Source organism: Arthrobacter zhaoxinii, from assembly GCF_025244925.1.
Classification (GTDB): domain Bacteria; phylum Actinomycetota; class Actinomycetes; order Actinomycetales; family Micrococcaceae; genus Arthrobacter_B; species Arthrobacter_B zhaoxinii.
In genome coordinates this window covers 918,944-935,284 of sequence record NZ_CP104275.1, presented here as the reverse complement: position 1 = coordinate 935,284, position 16,341 = coordinate 918,944, and the positions used below count along the sequence as shown (strand labels likewise).

The window sequence follows — 16,341 nt, the reverse complement described above, 5'->3', positions numbered from 1 at the left end:
CTCCTCACCGATGCCCTAATTTGCACTCCTTGATCCAGAGTGCAAAACTTTGCTCCGTGACGAATAGTGCAACTGGCGAGGACTGCGGACTGCGCGAACGCAAACGCACCGCGACACGCGCCGCCATCACGGCGCATGCCCGGACCCTGACCGCGGCGAACGGCGTCAACGGCTTCACCGTTGAGCAGCTGTGCGAACGGGTGGGCATTTCCCGACGGACCTTTTTCAACTACTTTCCGGCCAAGGAAGACGCCATCCTGGGATCGCCCGTCGACGACCTTCCGGAGGACCTGGTCCGGCGCTTCGTCGAAGGCGGTGCCGGCACCGCGCCGGAACGGCTCTCCGACACCCTGGTCGCCGATTTCGTGGACCTCGCCGTCGGGATGACCGAACGCATGGCCATGTCCCGCTCGGAAATGGCCCAGCTGAAGGAAGCCGTCACCGCCGAACCCCGCCTGATCTCCAAGGCCATGCACGGCTCGCGGGAGACGGAGCAGACCTTTGCCCGGATTGTGGCGGACCGCGAATCCCTGCCGGCCGACGATGCGCGGGTCCGGGCGGTGGTCGCCGTTTTCGGCGCACTGATCCAGCGCGCCGGGCTGCGCTTCTTCGACCCTGCCAACACCGAGTCCTACCGCAGCATCCTCGTCACGGAAGTGAACGCCGCCATCGAGGTGTTTTCGCTGGCGGCCCCGCTTCCCGCCGAACCTGCGGAATCCGCGCCTCCCTTCACCGACACAGCCCCCGCCGACCCTGCCGACACTGCCGAGGACAACGAATGACGACAACCGCCGCCCCAACTTCCGGGCCGCTCCTGCTCACCCAGAAACGCATCTGGATCATCTTTTCCGCGCTGATTGCAGGCATGCTGCTTTCCAGCCTGGACCAGACCATTGTTTCCACTGCCATGCCCACCATCGTCGGGGAACTGGGCGGCGTCGAGCACCAGACCTGGATCACCACGGCGTATCTGCTGGCGACCACCATCGTGATGCCGATCTACGGCAAGTTCGGCGATGTGCTGGGCCGCCGGAACCTGTTCCTGTTCGCCATTGCCCTGTTCACGGCGGCCTCGGTCGGCTGCGCCTTTGCCACCGATTTCTGGGCCTTCGTGATCTTCCGCGCCATCCAGGGCCTGGGCGGCGGCGGCCTGATGATCCTGTCGCAGGCCATCATCGCCGACATCGTGCCGGCGGACCAGCGCGGCAAGTACCTCGGTCCGCTGGGCGGTATCTTCGGCCTCTCCGCCGTGGCCGGCCCCCTGCTGGGCGGCTTCTTCGTGGACCACATGACGTGGCAGTGGGCGTTCTACATCAACATTCCCATCGGCATCATTGCCTTCCTGATCGCCTTCTTTACGCTGACCCTGCCCACCAAGAAGGCATCCAAACGCATCGACCTCGGCGGCGTGCTCTTCCTCTCCGTCGCCACCACGTGCCTGATCTTCTTCACCGACTTCGGCGGCCGTGACGACCGCGGCTGGACGGACCCGATGACCTTGCTCTTCGGCGCCGGCATGCTCCTGGCCGCCCTGGTCTTCGTGATGATCGAACGCCGCGTCGAGGATCCGATCATTCCGCTGAGCCTGTTCCGGAACCCGATCTTCGTCAACAGCACCGCCATCGGCTTCACCCTGGGCATGGGGATGTTTGCGGCGCTGGCTTTCGTGCCCACCTTCCTGCAGATGTCCACCGGCACCTCCGCAGCCGTCTCCGGCCTGCTGATGCTGCCCATGATGGTGGGCATGATGGGCACCTCCATCTACTCCGGCCTGGCCATCACCAAGACCGGAAAGTATAAGAAGTACCCGATCATGGGCGCCGCGCTGGTCATTGCCGCCATGCTCTGGATGACCACGCTGTCCGCCGACACCCCGGTCTGGGTCATCTGCGCCCAGCTCTTCGTCTTCGGCGCCGGCCTGGGCTACATCATGCAGGTGGTGGTGCTCGTGGTGCAGAACTCCGTTCCCGTGGACCAGATCGGCACCGCGACCTCCAGCAACAACTACTTCCGCGAGGTCGGCGCCTCCCTGGGCGTCGCGATCTTCGGTGCCATGTTCACGTCCCGGCTCGCGGACAACCTGCAGGAAACCTTCGCCGGTGCCGGACTGGACGCCTCGGCTGCGGGTGAGGCGACAGCGACCCTGCAGCCGTCGGTACTGGAAACCCTCCCGGAACCCCTGCGGGAGGGCATTGTCACCGCCTACGCCGACTCCCTGGCTCCGGTGTTCTGGTACCTGATTCCGTTCCTGGTCATCGCCCTGGTGCTGGCCTTCTTCCTGAAGGAGATCCCGCTGTCCGACGTGGCCGGCATGGTGGCCCGCGGTGAAGCCGTCGCCGGCCCGGAAGCGGACCGGCTGGAGGCCGAGCGGCAGGCCGCGTTCAAGGGAACCGGTTCGGAGGCCAGTGGTCCGGCAGGCACACCGGCGGATGCCGGAGAGGCTCCGGTAGAGGTGCCGGAGCAGGCTCCGGACAATCCCTACCGGGAGAAGTAACTGCTCCGCTGCACTAACCCGGAAGGGCCGTCCCGCTGCTGCGGGGCGGCCCTTCCCTGTTCGGCGGCCGGCGGCTCAGCGTTCGAAGACCGGCACGCCGTCTGCCGTCAGGGCGAGGTCAATCAGCATCCGGTGCCTCTCACTCAGCGGCGGCAGGGCGTCCAGGGCATACCAGCCCACCTCGGTGGATTCGTCGTCGTTCACCCGGGCGGTTCCGGAAACGTAACGGCAGCTGAAGGCCAGGTTCAGGAAGGAACAGACGTCCCCGTTGGGAAAGGTGACCGGCCCGTGGGCGCCCACGTGGATGAGGTGCTCGAGTTCAGCGTGGATGCCGGTTTCCTCTTCCACTTCCCGCAGCGTGCCGGGCCCGGCCTCCTCCCCGGGTTCGAGCATTCCGGTGATCAGGGCCCACCTGCCGTTGTCGCTGCGGCGGCCCAGCAGAACCTGCCCTTCCGCGTTGAACACCACGGCTGTGACGCCGGGCAGCCAGAGCGGCTCGTGTCCGATCCGTTCGCGCAGGGACAGGACAAAATCAGGGGTAGGCATGGTCCTACTGTAGGGCAGGGACCAGCATGGCCACGGCGGCACCCAGGAGCAGGAACGGGCCGAAGGCCACGGTGGACGACGCCGTTCCGCGCCTGGTGAGGATCAGTCCCAGACCCCAGAGTCCGCCGAACACAAACGCCCCGACCGTCCCCGCCAGGACCTGGGCCGGTCCGAGGAACCCCAGGTAGAGGCCCAGCAGTCCCGCGAGCTTGACGTCGCCGAAGCCCAGTCCCGCCGGGCTCAGCAGCCGCAGCGCGAAAAACCCGGTCCACAGCGCAGCCGCGCCCAGGACCGTCCCGGTGACGCGGTCCGGTTCCCCGGCAGCGAGCGCGGCGCCGGCCAGCAGTCCCCCGGCCACCGGATAGGACGGCAGGACCAGCGCGTTGGGCAGCCGGCGGGTGCGGATATCGATCGCGGCCAGCCGCAGGGCCAGGACCGTAAACCAGGCCAGTGCCAGACTGAGCAGTACAGCGGCGAGCGCGCTGCCGCCTGCTCCGTTCCCCCAGTAGGCCGCCAGGATGTCCACCATGGGCACCACCGTAGCCCCGGCCCGGCGGATTCAGGGGGCCGGACCTGCGGCTGTGGACAAGTCAGCCGATCTGCCCTTCCTCCAGCAGTTCCGTCACGAGTGCGGCAATCGGCGAACGCTCCGACCGTGTCAGCGTCACGTGTCCGAACAGCGGATGGCCCTTGAGGGTTTCAACGACGGCGGCCACGCCGTCGTGCCGGCCCACCCGCAGGTTGTCGCGCTGCGCGACGTCGTGGGTGAGCACCACGCGTGAGTTCTGCCCGATCCGGGACAGCACGGTCAGGAGCACGTTCTTCTCCAGCGACTGCGCCTCGTCCACGATCACGAAGGAGTCGTGCAGGGAGCGGCCGCGGATGTGGGTGAGCGGCAGGACCTCGAGCATGCCGCGGTCCAGCACCTCCTCCACCACCTCCTTGGAGACCAGTGCCTCCAAGGTGTCGAACACGGCCTGGCCCCAGGGACCCATTTTCTCCGACTCGCTGCCCGGCAGGTAGCCCAGTTCCTGCCCGCCCACGGCGTAAAGCGGCCGGAAGACCATCACCTTGCGGTGTTCCCTGCGTTCCAGCACCGCCTCCAGCCCGGCGCACAGTGCCAGCGCGGACTTACCCGTTCCCGCCCGTCCGCCGAGGGAGACAATCCCTACCTCGCGGTCCATCAGCAGGTCGATGGCCAGCCGCTGTTCCGCTGAGCGTCCATGCAGTCCAAAGACATCCCGGTCCCCGCGCACCAGCCGCAGCCGCTTGTCTGCTCCCACGCGGCCCAGCGCCGAGGCGCGTCCGGCCATCAGCACCGTGCCGGTGTTGACCGGCAGCTCCGCCGCCTCGGGGATCAGGACTGCCTGGTGGTCATAGAGCATCGCCATGTCAGCATCGGAGATTTCCAGTTCCGCCACTCCGGTCCAGCCGCTGTCCCGGACCAGTTCGTTTCGGTATTCATCCGCTGCCAGCCCCATGGCCGAGGCCTTGACCCGCATCGGCAGGTCCTTGGATACCACGGTGACGTTCCGGCCGCCGTCGGCGAGATTCTTGGCGACGGCGAGGATCCGGCTGTCATTGTCGCTGCCCCGGATCCCCGCGGGCAGCACATCCGTGGAGATGTGGTTCAACTCCACCCGCAGCGTCCCGCCGCTCTCGCCCAAGGGAACAGCCGTTCCCAAACCGCCGTGCCGGATCCGCAGGTCATCCAGCAGCCGAAGTGCATTGCGTGCGAAATAGCCCAGCTCCGGATCCTGGCGCTTGCGCTCCAGTTCGGTGATGACCACCAGCGGAAGAATCACCTCATGTTCGGCGAACCGGAGGATCGCCCGCGGATCGGACAGCAGCACCGAGGTATCCAGCACAAAGCTGGCCCGCTCCGGTACCTGCATCTTCTGTTCAGCTGCCACGTGGAACTCCCGTCAGGGGCACCCCGGGGGCCCCGGTCGCTGGATCTACCGACAGGACCAAAGTACGCCCGCAGGCTGCAGTGCCGCAGCAGGACACGGCGGGTAACGGCCGGTACGAGGCAGGCTGTTAAGGCAGCGGCAGGGAGCTGGTCCGTCAGGACCCGAAGCGCCGCTGCCGGCTGGCGTAGTCACGCAGGGCGCGCAGGAAGTCCACCCGCCGGAAGTCCGGCCAGAGCGCCTCGCAGAAGTAGAACTCGCTGTACGCGCTCTGCCACATCAGGAAGCCGGAGAGACGCTGCTCACCGGAGGTCCTGATGACCAGTTCCGGATCCGGCTGTCCGCGGGTGTACAGGTATTCGGAAATCTTCGTGTCGCAGATTTCCTCGGTCACGTCCGCGATGTCCTTGCCCTCGGCTTCGGCGTCCCGCAGCAGCTCCTTGACGGCATCCACGATTTCCCGGCGTCCGCCGTAGCCGATCGCCACGTTGACATGCAGCCCCTCGGCGTCGGCGGTGCTTTCGCCGAGCTCGGTGAGCTGCTTGGCCAGCCGCGACGGAAGGATCTCCAATGCCCCTACGGGCTGGACCCGCAGGTTGCCCTCTTCGCCCAGGCGGTCCAGGGTGTTGCCGATGATGTCCAGCAGCGGTTCAAGCTCGTCCGGGTCGCGGTTCAGGTTGTCCGTGGACAGCATGTAGAGGGTCACCATCCGCACGCCGAGTTCCTGGCACCAGCCGAGGAACTCCAGGATCTTGTCCGCTCCGGCCTGGTGCCCGTCGCTGGTGGGCGCGCCGGCTAGTTTGGCCCACCGACGGTTTCCATCCACCATCACCCCGATGTGTTCGGGGATGCGGTCTCCGATAAGGGACCGCCGCAGCTTACGCTCGTAGTAGGCGTAGACAACACCGGGGAATTTCATTGTTTGCCTCACGTGCCTGGGATCCGGAGCGGGAACCGCCAAACAGCCGGTCCCGCATACCCCGGGTCTGCCCAAAGTATAAAAATCTTCTCCTAGGCTACCGCTAGCTCGCCTTGCCGAAGCGCAGATCCACGGCGCCAGCGGCTTACCCAACCGTAAGTTACTCGAACGTAGGTTAGAATTCCGTTATGGATTCGTCACCATTCTCCACCCCGGCCTCAAAGGTTCCCGCCCAGCACGATCCCGAATCGCGGACCGCACCCGGTCCCCTCGAAAACGCCGTGGAGGCGGTTGCAGAAGAACTGGACATCAAGCCCCGGCTGCGCGGCTGGCTGCACGCCGGCGCCACTCCTCTTGCACTGGCGGCAGGGATCATCCTGGTGGTCCTCGCCCCTACGGCCGGCACCCGGATCGCGTCGGCAATCTACGCCTTGACCGGCGTGCTGTTGTTCGGCACCAGCGCCGTCTATCACCGCGGCAACTGGTCTCCTCGGGTCAAGCTGGTCCTTAAACGCCTGGACCACACCAACATCATGCTGGTGATCGCCGGTTCCTACACCCCGCTGGCCTGGTCGCTCCTGCCCCGGCAAAGCGCAGTGACGCTGCTGTGGATCATCTGGGCGGGCGCGCTGGTCGGGGTTGCGTTCCGGCTGCTGTGGCTGCACGCACCCCGCTGGCTCTACACGCCCGTCTATATCGCACTGGGCTGCGCGTCGCTGTTCTACATTCCGGATTTCTACGGCGTCAACCCCACCGCGGCCATCCTGATTTGCCTGGGGGGTGCCATGTACATTGCCGGCGCCGTGATCTACGCGATGAAAAAGCCGAATCCCTCCGTGGACTGGTTCGGCTTCCACGAGATCTTCCACGCCTTCACGCTGGCCGGATTTGCCGCGCACTACATAGCCATCCTGATGGCTGTCCGCGCGGCGGGCTAAGGACCCGTTCCCCGGAACTGTGCCGCCAGCTCCTGCGGATCGGCTACCGGCCTGCTGCAGACCATCCCGCGGCACAGGTAGGCCAGGGCTCCCCCGTCCGGCGCGGGCCGGTTCCGCAGCAGCGGCACCGCGGTTTCGCCGCCGGGTCCGCTGGCGACGACGACGGCGGGACCACCCGCGGCCCGCCCGGCACGGAGCAGCCGGCCCATCAGGACGGGGTCGCTGCCCGTGACGGCCAGTTCCCGCGGTCCGTCCAAGGCTTGCGCGAGGACGGACATCGCCCAGCCGCCGGCGCGCGGTGCCCGTGCGGCCACCAGCTGCACGTGGGCGAGCAGTGCTTCGGCGAGGGCGCGGTGCCGGGAGGAACCCGAATAGGCCGCGTAGGTCACCAGCACCCCGGCGAACAAGGCGGTGCCGCTGGGAGCGGGTCCGTCCATCGGATCCGCGGCGGAGATCGACCCCTGCGCGGCAGCGAGCTGGTCGGTACGCACGGCGCTGTCCTGCAGGACGCCGTCGGCAATGAACCGCTGCTCTGCGGCCAGCACCAGTTCCTCTGCGGCGCGGTACCACTGTTCCTCGCCTGTCGCGGCGAAAAGCGCAAACAGGCCCTCTGCAGCACCGGCATAATCCTCCAGCTGGCCCTCGATGCCGGAGGCGGTGCCTGCGTGGGAGACCCGGACGAGGACGCCGTCCCGGTAGTGGACGCGCAGCAGGTAACCGGCGGCACGGCGTGCCAGATCCAGCAGGCCGGCGGCCTTCCCGTCAGGGTCTCCGGCGTCGGCGAGGGCAAGTGCTGCATCGGCCAGGCCTGCAACGGCCAGCCCGTTCCATCCTGCGACCACCTTGTCGTCGCGGTCCGGCTGGGGGCGCCGGTCCCGCACGGCCAGCAGGGCGGGACGGCTCCGCTGCCAGAGCTGCTCCTCCGCCGGCTCCAGGCTGCGGCCGAAGTGCAGGGTGGACCCGCCGTCCTCCATCCGGCCGGTTTCGAGGTCCAGCAGGGAGAGCACGGCGTCGGCGTCCGCCCCGGCACCGGCCAGCACGGTGCGGAGTTCCTCGGAAGTCCACACGTAGGTGGCACCTTCCCTCCGCTTTCCGTCCACCAAGGTGTCGGCGTCGAGCGAGGAGGCAAAGCCGCCGCCGTCCACGAGCAGCCGCCGAGCGAGCCAGGCCGCCGTGTCGGCGCTGACCTGCAGCGCCAGCCGCCGCTGGTCCCCGGTGGGCGCGGAACGGCTCCAGTGGGCGTAAAGGCGCAGCAGCTGCGCGTTGTCGTAGAGCATCTTCTCGAAGTGCGGAACAGCCCAGGCCCGGTCCACGGTGTACCGGGCGAAGCCGCCTTCGAGCTGGTCGTACAGTCCGCTGCGGGCCATGGTTTCCAGGGTGCGGCCGGCGACGGCGGCGGCGGTGCCCGAGGCCGGGCGGCCGGCGGCACCGTACACCAGCAGGAACCGCAGCAGGGGCGACGGCGGGAACTTCGGTGCCCCGCCGAGCCCGCCGAAGCGCGGATCTTCCTGTTCTGCCACCGCCTCGACGGCGGCTTCCAGCACCTCGCCGGAGAGCGGCCCGGCCCCGCCGGTGGCAAGCCCCAGGGTGCCGACCAGCGTACGGTTCCCGGCCTGGGCGGAGGCCAGGTGCGCGGCAATCTGCGCGGCGCTGGTCTCCACTTCCTCCGGGCGGTCCCGCCAGGCGGAGGAGACGGCTTCCAGCACCTGTCGGAAGGAGGGCATTCCCTGCAGCTGGCGGGGCGGGAAATAGGTGCCGGCGTAGAAGGTCCGGCCGTCCGGAAGGGTAAAGACACTCATCGGCCAGCCGCCCTGCCCGGTGAGGGCCTGGGTGGCGGCCATGTACACGGCGTCGACGTCGGGGCGTTCCTCGCGGTCCACCTTCACCGAGACGAAGTTCTCGTTCAGGTACTGTGCCGTGGCTGCGTCCTCAAAGGACTCGTGCGCCATGACGTGGCACCAGTGGCAGGCGGCGTAGCCCACCGAGATAAAGACCGGAACGTTCCGGCGCCGCGCCTCAGCGAAGGCTGCATCGCCGAACGGCCACCAGTCAACGGGGTTGTCCGCATGCTGGCGCAGGTAGGCCGACGCCTGGTTCCGAAGTCTCTCAGCCATGGGGTGCCCGTTACCTCAGGTGGTCCCAGGTGCTGTCCCGGTCCGCGGGATTATCCACGGCCTTATCCAGGTGAAGCGCCGTCCGGGAGGCATCCGGGCTGCCGGGGGCTTCGTTGCCGGAGGCGTCGCGGTCTGCGGTCTCCTCAGCGGCAATCACCTGTTCCCGGTAACGGACCCGGCGGATCCGCTTCGTCATGTCGCGGATCAGGAAGATGATCGCAATCACCATGAAGAGCGTAAAGAGGAACCCCAGCAGGCCCGGGGTGACGTCTTCTGCGGCAACTCCCGGCGCGAGGGTCTCCTCGGGTGCCGGGGTGACGGCCGTAGCCAGGCTGTACAGGAAGTTCACGGTATTTCTCTCTTGTAGATACTGCGGCGGAACCTGCGGTTCCTAAGGCTCTATCGTATGCCAGCGAACAGGTCGGTCTCAGGGAGTTCGGTTTCCACGCGGGACTCAATCAGGGAGTAATCCTCCCAGGGCCAGACCTTGCGCTGCAGGTCCGGGCTGACCGCAAAGAAGAAGCCCTCCGGATCAACCTGCGTGCGGTGGCTGCGCAGCGCCTCGTCCCGGACTTCGAAATAGTCCCCGCATTCGATCTGGGTGGTGGTGGAGTGCACGGGCACCGGCGGCTGGTGGCCTTCCGTGTCGGTTTCCTGCCAGGCGGCGATCCGTTCGGCGTACGGGGACTGCAGACCGGCCTCTTCCAGCGCGAAGTGCAGTGCGCGGAACCGCTCGGGGTTGAACGCCCGGTCGTAGTAGAGCTTCAAGGGCTCCCAGGCGGCTCCCGTCCCGGGGTACCGTGCAGAGTCACCGGCGGCGGCAAAGGCTTCCACCGCGACCTTATGGGCCATGATGTGGTCCGGGTGCGGATAGCCGCCGTTTTCGTCGTAACTGATGATCACGTGGGGGCGGAACTCGCGGACCAGCTTCACCAGCGGGGCCGCTGCCCGTTCCAGCGGCTGCAGGGCAAAGCACCCGATGGGGAGGTCCGGCAGCGGATCCCCTTCGGGCAGTCCGGAATCGGCGAATCCCAGCCAGCGGTGCTGAATTCCCAGGGCTGCCTGCGCGGCGGCCATTTCCCTGCGGCGCAGTCCGGCCAGGTCCCGCTTGCCGGCAGGATCGCTTTCGGCGCCGGGGTTGAGGATGGAGCCCCGCTCCCCGCCGGTGCAGGTGGCCACCATGACCTCGACGCCGGCGGCGGCGTAGGAAGCCATCATGGCAGCACCCTTGCTGGCCTCGTCATCGGGGTGGGCATGCACCGCGAGCAGGCGCAGCGGGGTGGTACTCCGGGATTCAGTGCTTTCGCGGGCAGACAAGGCAACTCCTGAGGTAAGCGGATTATGACGGCGGATTCGACGGCTAAAATAGGGGTGTGAGCACTTCGGAAGGCCAGCACGAGATGTCGGCACCCCAGCAGCCGGACGTTTCCACGTCTGAGTCCAGATTAGCCAATCGCTACGGCGCTCCAAAGCGGAGCCTCTCCCGGCGCGCGCGGATCATTGCGGTGTCTGCTGCGGTGGCTGCCGGCGTAGGGGCCGCGGCCTGGATGAACGTTCCGTCCTCCACCGGAACGGTGACCTCCAAGGATGTCGGCTTCACCTTTCCGGAGGACGGACGTGTGGTGGTGGATTTCAAGGTCGACAAATCGGCCGGGAGCACTGCCGCCTGCGCCGTCCAGGCGCTCAATGAAAGCTACGCCGTCGTCGGCTGGAAGACGGTGATCCTGGGCCCGGAGGCACCGGAAAGCAGCACCCAGCAGGTGGAACTCCGCACGGACTCCCCGGCGGTCACCGGCGGAGTGAATACCTGCTGGATTCTGGATGAGGATTAGCCCCCGCTGACGTCTTCGTCCCGCATATTGGGTTAAGCCCGCGGGCAAACTAGTATGGAGAGCACGACATGCCCCGCCCAGGTGTTCCGGCTGGTCTTTGGTAGAGATTCCAAACCAGACGGTCTCCGCCCGGCGGGGTCTTTGCTTGTCAGGCCAATCCGGCCGGCGGGCACTCAGCCATGCCGGACCAATAGATGGCCCGGACGTTTATATAAGGAGATACCCGTGTCCACCAACAGCGCATCTGTCGCCTGGCTCACGCAGGAGTCTTATGACCGCCTGAAGGCGGAACTGGAGCATCTGTCCGGCCCCGGACGGACGGAGATTGTTGCCCGCATCGAGCAGGCACGCTCTGAGGGCGACCTCAAGGAAAACGGCGGCTACCACGCAGCGAAGGAAGAGCAGGGCAAGACCGAGGCCCGCATCCGCCAGCTGACCCAGCTCCTTGAAACCGCACACGTTGGCGAAGCTCCGGCAGATGACGGAGTTGTGGAACCGGGCATGCTGGTGGAAGCCCGTGTTGCAGGCGACGTTGAGACCTTCCTGCTGGGCAGCCGTGAAATTGCCGGTGACAGCAGCATTGACGTCTACAGCGAAAAGTCACCGCTGGGTGCATCCATCCAGGGCCTCAAGGCCGGGGACAGCACCACTTACACGGCGCCGAACGGCAAGAGCATCTCCGTGGAAATCATCTCCGCCAAGCCGTATATCGCTTAGGCTTTATAACCCGGTAATGCAGGCGGGCTCTCCTACGGGAGGGCCCGCCTTTGCGTTGATGCGTCCCGGCGCAGCACGACGGCGGCCAGCACCCCGCCGGCCGCCCCGAACAGGTGCGCCTGCCACGAGATACCCCAGGACGTGGGGAAAAGGCCCCAGAGGATTGATCCGTAAATCAGGAACAGCACGCCGCTGAGCAGGATCTGGGCAACGTTCCGGTTATAGAAGCCGCGGACGATCAGATACGCGAAGAGCCCGAAGACCACGCCCGAAACACCCACGGTCAGCCCGGCGCCGAACAGCCACACGCCGATTCCCGAGCACAGCCAGGAGATGGCCAGCACCGAGGCGAACCGGCGGACCCCTTCCAGCAGGGTCAGGAAGGAAAAGACGATCAGGGGCAGGGTGTTGCCCAGGAGATGGGAGGTGCCGGCATGCAGCAGCGGAGCGAACACCACGCCGTCGAGCCCCTCCAGCTGCCGCGGCAGGATGCCCAGCAGCGGAAAGACGATCGGTTTGATGAGGAAGGTGAGCAGGTACACCGCCCACAGCGCGGCGGCAAACAGCAGCGAGCCCGTCAGGGCGGTGCGTACGCGGGAGGAAGCCATCGGCTTAACCCGCCAGCACTACGGGCTGGAAACCCACGGCACGCAGGTTCTTCAGCACCAGTTCGCAGTGCTCGTGGCCCTTCGTTTCCATGTTGATGGTGATGGCGACATCTCCCATGCTGATGGATCCTCCTACCCTCGTGTGGTCCACTCCTGTGACATTGGCATCCGATTCCGCGATGATCCGCGAGATGGTGGCCAAGGACCCGGGACGGTCGTCCAGGAGGATGCGGACCACCAGATAACGGCCCGCAGCCGCCAGTCCCCGCTGGATGACCTTCAGCATCAGCATCGGGTCGATATTGCCGCCGGAGAGGATCACTGCCGTGTTTCCGGGATTGTCGATCTTCCCGTCCATCAAGGCGGCCACTCCCACGGCTCCTGCCGGTTCCACGACCATCTTGGCACGTTCAAGGAGGAAAATCAGTGCGCGGGCCAGGGAGTCCTCGCTGACCGTCACCACATCGTCCACCAGTTCGCGGATGATGGAGAACGGCAATTGTCCGGGACGCCCGACGGCGATGCCGTCCGCGATGGTACTGACCCGGGTCAGCGGCACCAGGGCGTCAGCTGCCAGCGACGGCGGATAGGAGGCTGCGTTCTCCGCCTGGACGCCGATGACCCGGATCTCCCGGCCCAGCTCCCGGGCGCGGGACTTGAGTGCGACGGCGACGCCGGCGAGCAGGCCGCCGCCGCCCACCCCCATCAGTACGGTGTCCAGGTCCGGTATCTGGTCCAGCAGCTCGAGGCCGATGGTCCCCTGCCCCGCCACCACGTCCACGTTGTCGAACGGGTGGACGAAAACGGCACCCGTGCGGTCCGCGTAGCGCTGGGCCTCGGCCAGGGCGTCGTCCACGGTGTGGCCGTGGAGGATCACCTCGGCGCCGTGCCCCCGGGTGGCAGCCAGTTTGGGCAGCGCCACTCCCAGCGGCATGTAGATCCGGGCGGCGATGCCCAGCCGCGCGGCGGCCACCGCCACGCCCTGGGCGTGGTTTCCTGCGGAGGCCGCCACCACTCCCCGGGCCTTGTCCGCAGGGGACAGCTTGGCCATCAGGACGTAGGCGCCGCGGACCTTGAAGGAACCTGCCCGCTGCAGGTTTTCACATTTGAGGTAGACGGGTGATCCGGTCTCACGGGCCAGCGCCCGGGACGACTCGACGGGGGTGTGGGCAATAACGCCGTCGAGGAGCTTCGCAGCCGCACGGATGTCGTCCAGCGTCACCGGCAGCAGAGGCAGATCGGTCATGGCCGGCGCTCCTTCCCTGTAGGAAGCGCATCCTCTGTACCGGAACCTGCACCGGAACCGCTGTCCCCCTCCGCCGGGCCGCCGTCGTCGTTCTCTGCATCCGGTTCGATGGCCAGGTCATCCTCCCAGCCCCGTGCCGCGATGTAACGGATCATCGTGTTGAGGATGGCCAGCAGCGGCACGGAGAACAGGGCACCGGGGATCCCCGCGGCGAGGGAGCCGCCCGTGACCGCCAGGATCACGGCCAGCGGGTGGAGGGACACGGCCCGGCCCATGACCAGCGGCTGCAGGATGTGCGATTCCAGCTGCTGCACCAGGAGGACGATGCCCAGCATGATCAGGGCGTTGACGCCGCCGTTGGCCACCAGCGCCAGCAGGACGGCCACGAAGCCGGTGACAAACGCGCCGACCAGCGGAACAAACGAGCCCAGGAACACCAGGACCCCGAGCGGAAGGGCCAGCGGCACGCCGATCAGGGCCGCACCGGCGCCGATCCCCACGGCGTCGATCAGTGCCACCATCACCTGCACCCGCACGTAGTTGACCATGGATTCCCAGCCGTGGATGCCGGCTCCATAGGCGGCCGGCCGCGCGCGGCGGGGCAGCAGCCCGGAAGTGAATTCCCAGATCCGGCGCCCGTCCAACAGGAAGAAGACCAGGGCGAAAAGGGTCAGGAGAAGGCCGGCGGCGAAGTGGCCGGCACTGCTGCCCACGCTCAGGGCACCGGAAAGGATATTGGCCGAGTTGTCCTGCAGGGTGGTGCTGGCCTCGTCGAACAACGAATCCAGGTCGCCTGCCGTGATGTTCAGCGGCCCGGAGGACAACCAGTCCTGGACCTGGCGGACGCCCTGCAGCGTCTCTCCCCAGAGGTCGCGGAAGCCGAGGGCGAGCTGCCGTCCCACCAGTGCCAGGGCAGCGGTGATGACACCCAGGAACGCCACGATGGTCACTGCCACGGACAGTCCGCCGGGCAGCCGGTTCCGGCGCAGCCACTTGGTGACCGGTGACAAAAGCCCGGCCAGCAGGGCGGCGACCATCAGCGGAATAATCAGCAGCGAGAAGTGGCTCAGGATCCAGACGAGGCCGGCGCCGACAATCAGGACAATTCCGAGGCGCCAGGCCCAGGCTGCGCTGACCCGCAGGGCGAAGGGGACCTCGTCATTGTTCCGGCTGGAGTTCGCCGCCGCCGCCTGCAGCGCGCGGGGCGCCGCCGTGCGGCGTACGTGGGGTTTCATGGGGCCATCTTTCCATATCCGGCTTCGCCCGGACCCCTCTTTACGTGCCTATCCGTGGTGTTACCGCGCCGGAGCCAACTCGCCCCGGATGCCCCAGCGGGCCGAAAAAGTCCTACCGGGTGCCAGCCAGACCAGTCCTTCCCCGGAGTTGAGTGCATTGGCCGGCGCCGTCATCGGCTCCAGAGCCACGGCCCGGGGCTGGCCGGGGAAGGTGTCGGTGACGAAGACATGGACGTAACGGCATTCGGGTCCGGCCCAGAGGCTGACCGTGCGTCCGTCCGGGGCCGCGAGGACATACCGGTGCGCCGCGCCGTCGGGGCCGGTGTCGTCCAGGGCGAGGTCCGTGTAGGCGCTGTCCAGCAACAGGCCGCCCACCCGTGCTCCGGCCCGGAGGTCCGCCGTTCCGGCGGGCTCCTGCCGGCCGGTGGGGATGAGCCGGTCATCGACGGTCAGCACTGTTGATGCAGCCACGGTCAGCACCAGGTCTTCGGTCGGTACGTCGCCGAGCCGAAGGAAGGGATGGGCACCGAGGGCTACGGGGGCCTCTGCTCCGCCCTGGTTGGTCAGGCTCTGGCGCACGTGCAGGCCGCCGTCGTCGTCAAGGCTGTAGCGCACGCGGTGCAGCAGGTGGAACGGATATCCGTGCTGCGGGAAGATCCCGGCCTCCAGTTCCACGGCACCGGGAACCTGTTCCCGGACCGTGTAGCCGGTGTTGCGCAGCAGGCCGTGGCTGGCATGCCCGCGCGAGGGCTCGGTAATGTCCAGCTGCTGGGTCCGTCCGTCCAGCGTCCAGCGCCCGTCCGCCACACGGTTGGGCCACGGGGCAAGGAGCACGCCGTTGGCGGAGGGAGGGATGGCGCTGTCCGGGTAGGTCTGGAACAGGTCCACACCGTCAACCGTGTACCGGCGGAGCGCACCGCCCAGGGATCCAATGACGGCACGAGCGCTGCCGCGGGTGATTTCGTACTGTGTGCCGGTGGCCGGGACGGCCTCCGCGGGTTCGCTGCCGGTTGCGTTCATGCCGCCTTATCCTACCCGTGCCCGCCGCTGCTCACTCATCGAAATGGGTGCTCACCCGGTCGCTCACCGCAGCCACCACTCCGGCTGCGACGTTGCGGATTTTGATGTTGCGGCTGTTCGAGACGCTGCGGAGGATGTCTATCGCGGCCTGCTGGCCGCAGCCGTTCTGTCCCATGATGATGCCCGCGGCCAGGTCCACCACGGTCCGTGATTCCAAGGCCGCCTGGAGGTTCGCCGCCCGGTTGGCCTGGGCATCGAGCAGCAGTGCCAGCCGGAGGGCCTTGGCTGTCTCAGCTGCAACGGCGTGCACTCCGGCCATTTCCTCCGGTCCGAACGCATATGCGGAGGCCGAATAGCAGCTGAGGACCCCGCGGTCCCCCTGCAGCGGCAGGGCGACGACGGCGACCGCCCGGACGCCGTGATGTTCCGCGCCTGACAGGGTAATCCAGCGGTGTGCTGCAGCCAGGTCCGACACCACGACGTCGGGTCCGCCGCCCAGCACCGTGCCGCCCGGGCTGCCGGGCCCGTACTCATCATCTGCAGCCATCCCCGCCAGACCCTCGGTCCGGACGGCAAGCCGGGGCCGGCGGCTGCGTTCAACGGCAATCGAGCACCCGTCCGGCGGGGAGAGGCCCATCCTGCGGGCGGCAACACCTGCCGCTTCCGTCAGGAACGCCTCAGTGTCCGAACCGGCCAGCAGGACGGCGACGAGTTCTTCGACCACCGACTGCGGCTGCGGTTCGGCCATGGACAACTCCTTTT

The 16,341-nt window shown here is 67.4% G+C and carries 17 protein-coding genes; 5 read left to right on the top strand and 12 right to left on the bottom strand.

What is annotated here, in order from left to right:
- Nucleotides 1-56 precede the first annotated feature (56 nt).
- Both N2K95_RS04420 and N2K95_RS04415 read left to right on the top strand, forming a co-directional pair.
- Nucleotides 57-782 carry a TetR/AcrR family transcriptional regulator gene (locus N2K95_RS04420; RefSeq protein WP_260653091.1) on the top strand — a complete coding sequence of 242 codons (726 nt, stop codon included), beginning with the start codon at nt 57-59 and terminating at the stop codon, nt 780-782.
- Nucleotides 779-2,494, top strand: a complete 1,716-nt coding sequence (locus N2K95_RS04415; RefSeq protein WP_260653090.1) for an MDR family MFS transporter — start codon at nt 779-781, stop codon at nt 2,492-2,494. The genes N2K95_RS04420 and N2K95_RS04415 overlap by 4 nt, the downstream gene beginning before the upstream one ends.
- Nucleotides 2,495-2,569: 75 nt before the next feature.
- Here the strand turns inward: N2K95_RS04415 and N2K95_RS04410 are convergent, their stop codons facing one another.
- The 4 genes from N2K95_RS04410 to N2K95_RS04395 all read right to left on the bottom strand — a co-directional run bounded on the left by N2K95_RS04410 (nt 2,570) and on the right by N2K95_RS04395 (nt 5,869).
- Nucleotides 2,570-3,040: an NUDIX hydrolase gene (locus N2K95_RS04410; RefSeq protein ID WP_260653089.1), complete on the bottom strand. Its 471-nt coding sequence runs from the start codon at nt 3,038-3,040 to the stop codon at nt 2,570-2,572.
- Between the two features lie 4 nt (nt 3,041-3,044).
- Entirely contained in the window at nt 3,045-3,569 is a 525-nt protein-coding gene (locus N2K95_RS04405) for a prepilin peptidase (RefSeq protein ID WP_260653088.1), read from the bottom strand.
- A 61-nt stretch (nt 3,570-3,630) separates the two neighbouring features.
- The gene (locus N2K95_RS04400; protein WP_255793542.1) at nt 3,631-4,935 is read right to left on the bottom strand and encodes a PhoH family protein; all 1,305 of its coding nucleotides are present in this window, start codon (nt 4,933-4,935) and stop codon (nt 3,631-3,633) included.
- A 172-nt stretch (nt 4,936-5,107) separates the two neighbouring features.
- The gene (locus N2K95_RS04395) at nt 5,108-5,869 is read right to left on the bottom strand and encodes an isoprenyl transferase (protein ID WP_255793232.1); all 762 of its coding nucleotides are present in this window, start codon (nt 5,867-5,869) and stop codon (nt 5,108-5,110) included.
- 188 nt (nt 5,870-6,057) lie between these two features.
- On the opposite strand from N2K95_RS04395, the gene trhA reads away from it, so the two are divergent.
- A complete protein-coding gene (trhA, locus tag N2K95_RS04390) occupies nt 6,058-6,807 on the top strand; it encodes a PAQR family membrane homeostasis protein TrhA (protein ID WP_260653087.1) in 750 nt (249 codons plus the stop codon).
- Here the strand turns inward: trhA and N2K95_RS04385 are convergent.
- From N2K95_RS04385 to mca, 3 genes are read right to left on the bottom strand one after another with little or no spacing between them, the layout of a single operon-like run.
- A complete protein-coding gene (locus tag N2K95_RS04385) occupies nt 6,804-8,921 on the bottom strand; it encodes a thioredoxin domain-containing protein (RefSeq protein ID WP_260653086.1) in 2,118 nt (705 codons plus the stop codon). The two genes, trhA and N2K95_RS04385, sit on opposite strands and share 4 nt — an antisense overlap.
- Before the next feature lie 10 nt (nt 8,922-8,931).
- Nucleotides 8,932-9,270: a hypothetical protein gene (locus N2K95_RS04380; protein WP_260653085.1), complete on the bottom strand. Its 339-nt coding sequence runs from the start codon at nt 9,268-9,270 to the stop codon at nt 8,932-8,934.
- A 50-nt stretch (nt 9,271-9,320) separates the two neighbouring features.
- On the bottom strand, nt 9,321-10,238 hold the full coding sequence (gene mca / locus N2K95_RS04375; RefSeq protein ID WP_260653084.1) for a mycothiol conjugate amidase Mca: 918 nt from the start codon (nt 10,236-10,238) through the stop codon (nt 9,321-9,323).
- Between the two features lie 56 nt (nt 10,239-10,294).
- Here mca and N2K95_RS04370 point away from each other — a divergent pair, with 56 nt between their 5' ends.
- Together N2K95_RS04370 and greA are read left to right on the top strand one after the other, a co-directional pair.
- Nucleotides 10,295-10,753: a DUF4307 domain-containing protein gene (locus N2K95_RS04370; RefSeq protein WP_260653083.1), complete on the top strand. Its 459-nt coding sequence runs from the start codon at nt 10,295-10,297 to the stop codon at nt 10,751-10,753.
- A 225-nt stretch (nt 10,754-10,978) separates the two neighbouring features.
- A complete protein-coding gene (gene greA / locus N2K95_RS04365; RefSeq protein ID WP_255793226.1) occupies nt 10,979-11,470 on the top strand; it encodes a transcription elongation factor GreA in 492 nt (163 codons plus the stop codon).
- Nucleotides 11,471-11,502: 32 nt separating this feature from the next.
- Here greA and N2K95_RS04360 read toward each other — a convergent pair whose 3' ends face one another.
- From N2K95_RS04360 to N2K95_RS04340, 5 genes are read right to left on the bottom strand one after another with little or no spacing between them, the layout of a single operon-like run.
- On the bottom strand, nt 11,503-12,078 hold the full coding sequence (locus N2K95_RS04360; protein ID WP_260653082.1) for a rhomboid family intramembrane serine protease: 576 nt from the start codon (nt 12,076-12,078) through the stop codon (nt 11,503-11,505).
- A 4-nt stretch (nt 12,079-12,082) separates the two neighbouring features.
- Nucleotides 12,083-13,324, bottom strand: a complete 1,242-nt coding sequence (gene ilvA / locus N2K95_RS04355; RefSeq protein ID WP_260653081.1) for a threonine ammonia-lyase — start codon at nt 13,322-13,324, stop codon at nt 12,083-12,085.
- Nucleotides 13,321-14,559 (bottom strand): AI-2E family transporter, encoded by a 1,239-nt coding sequence (locus tag N2K95_RS04350; protein ID WP_260653080.1) that lies wholly within the window; start codon nt 14,557-14,559, stop codon nt 13,321-13,323. The genes ilvA and N2K95_RS04350 overlap by 4 nt, the downstream gene beginning before the upstream one ends.
- 60 nt (nt 14,560-14,619) lie before the next feature.
- The gene (locus tag N2K95_RS04345) at nt 14,620-15,579 is read right to left on the bottom strand and encodes an aldose 1-epimerase family protein (RefSeq protein WP_260653079.1); all 960 of its coding nucleotides are present in this window, start codon (nt 15,577-15,579) and stop codon (nt 14,620-14,622) included.
- 31 nt (nt 15,580-15,610) lie between these two features.
- On the bottom strand, nt 15,611-16,327 hold the full coding sequence (locus tag N2K95_RS04340) for a GAF and ANTAR domain-containing protein (protein WP_260653078.1): 717 nt from the start codon (nt 16,325-16,327) through the stop codon (nt 15,611-15,613).
- Between the last annotated feature and the right edge of the window lie 14 nt (nt 16,328-16,341).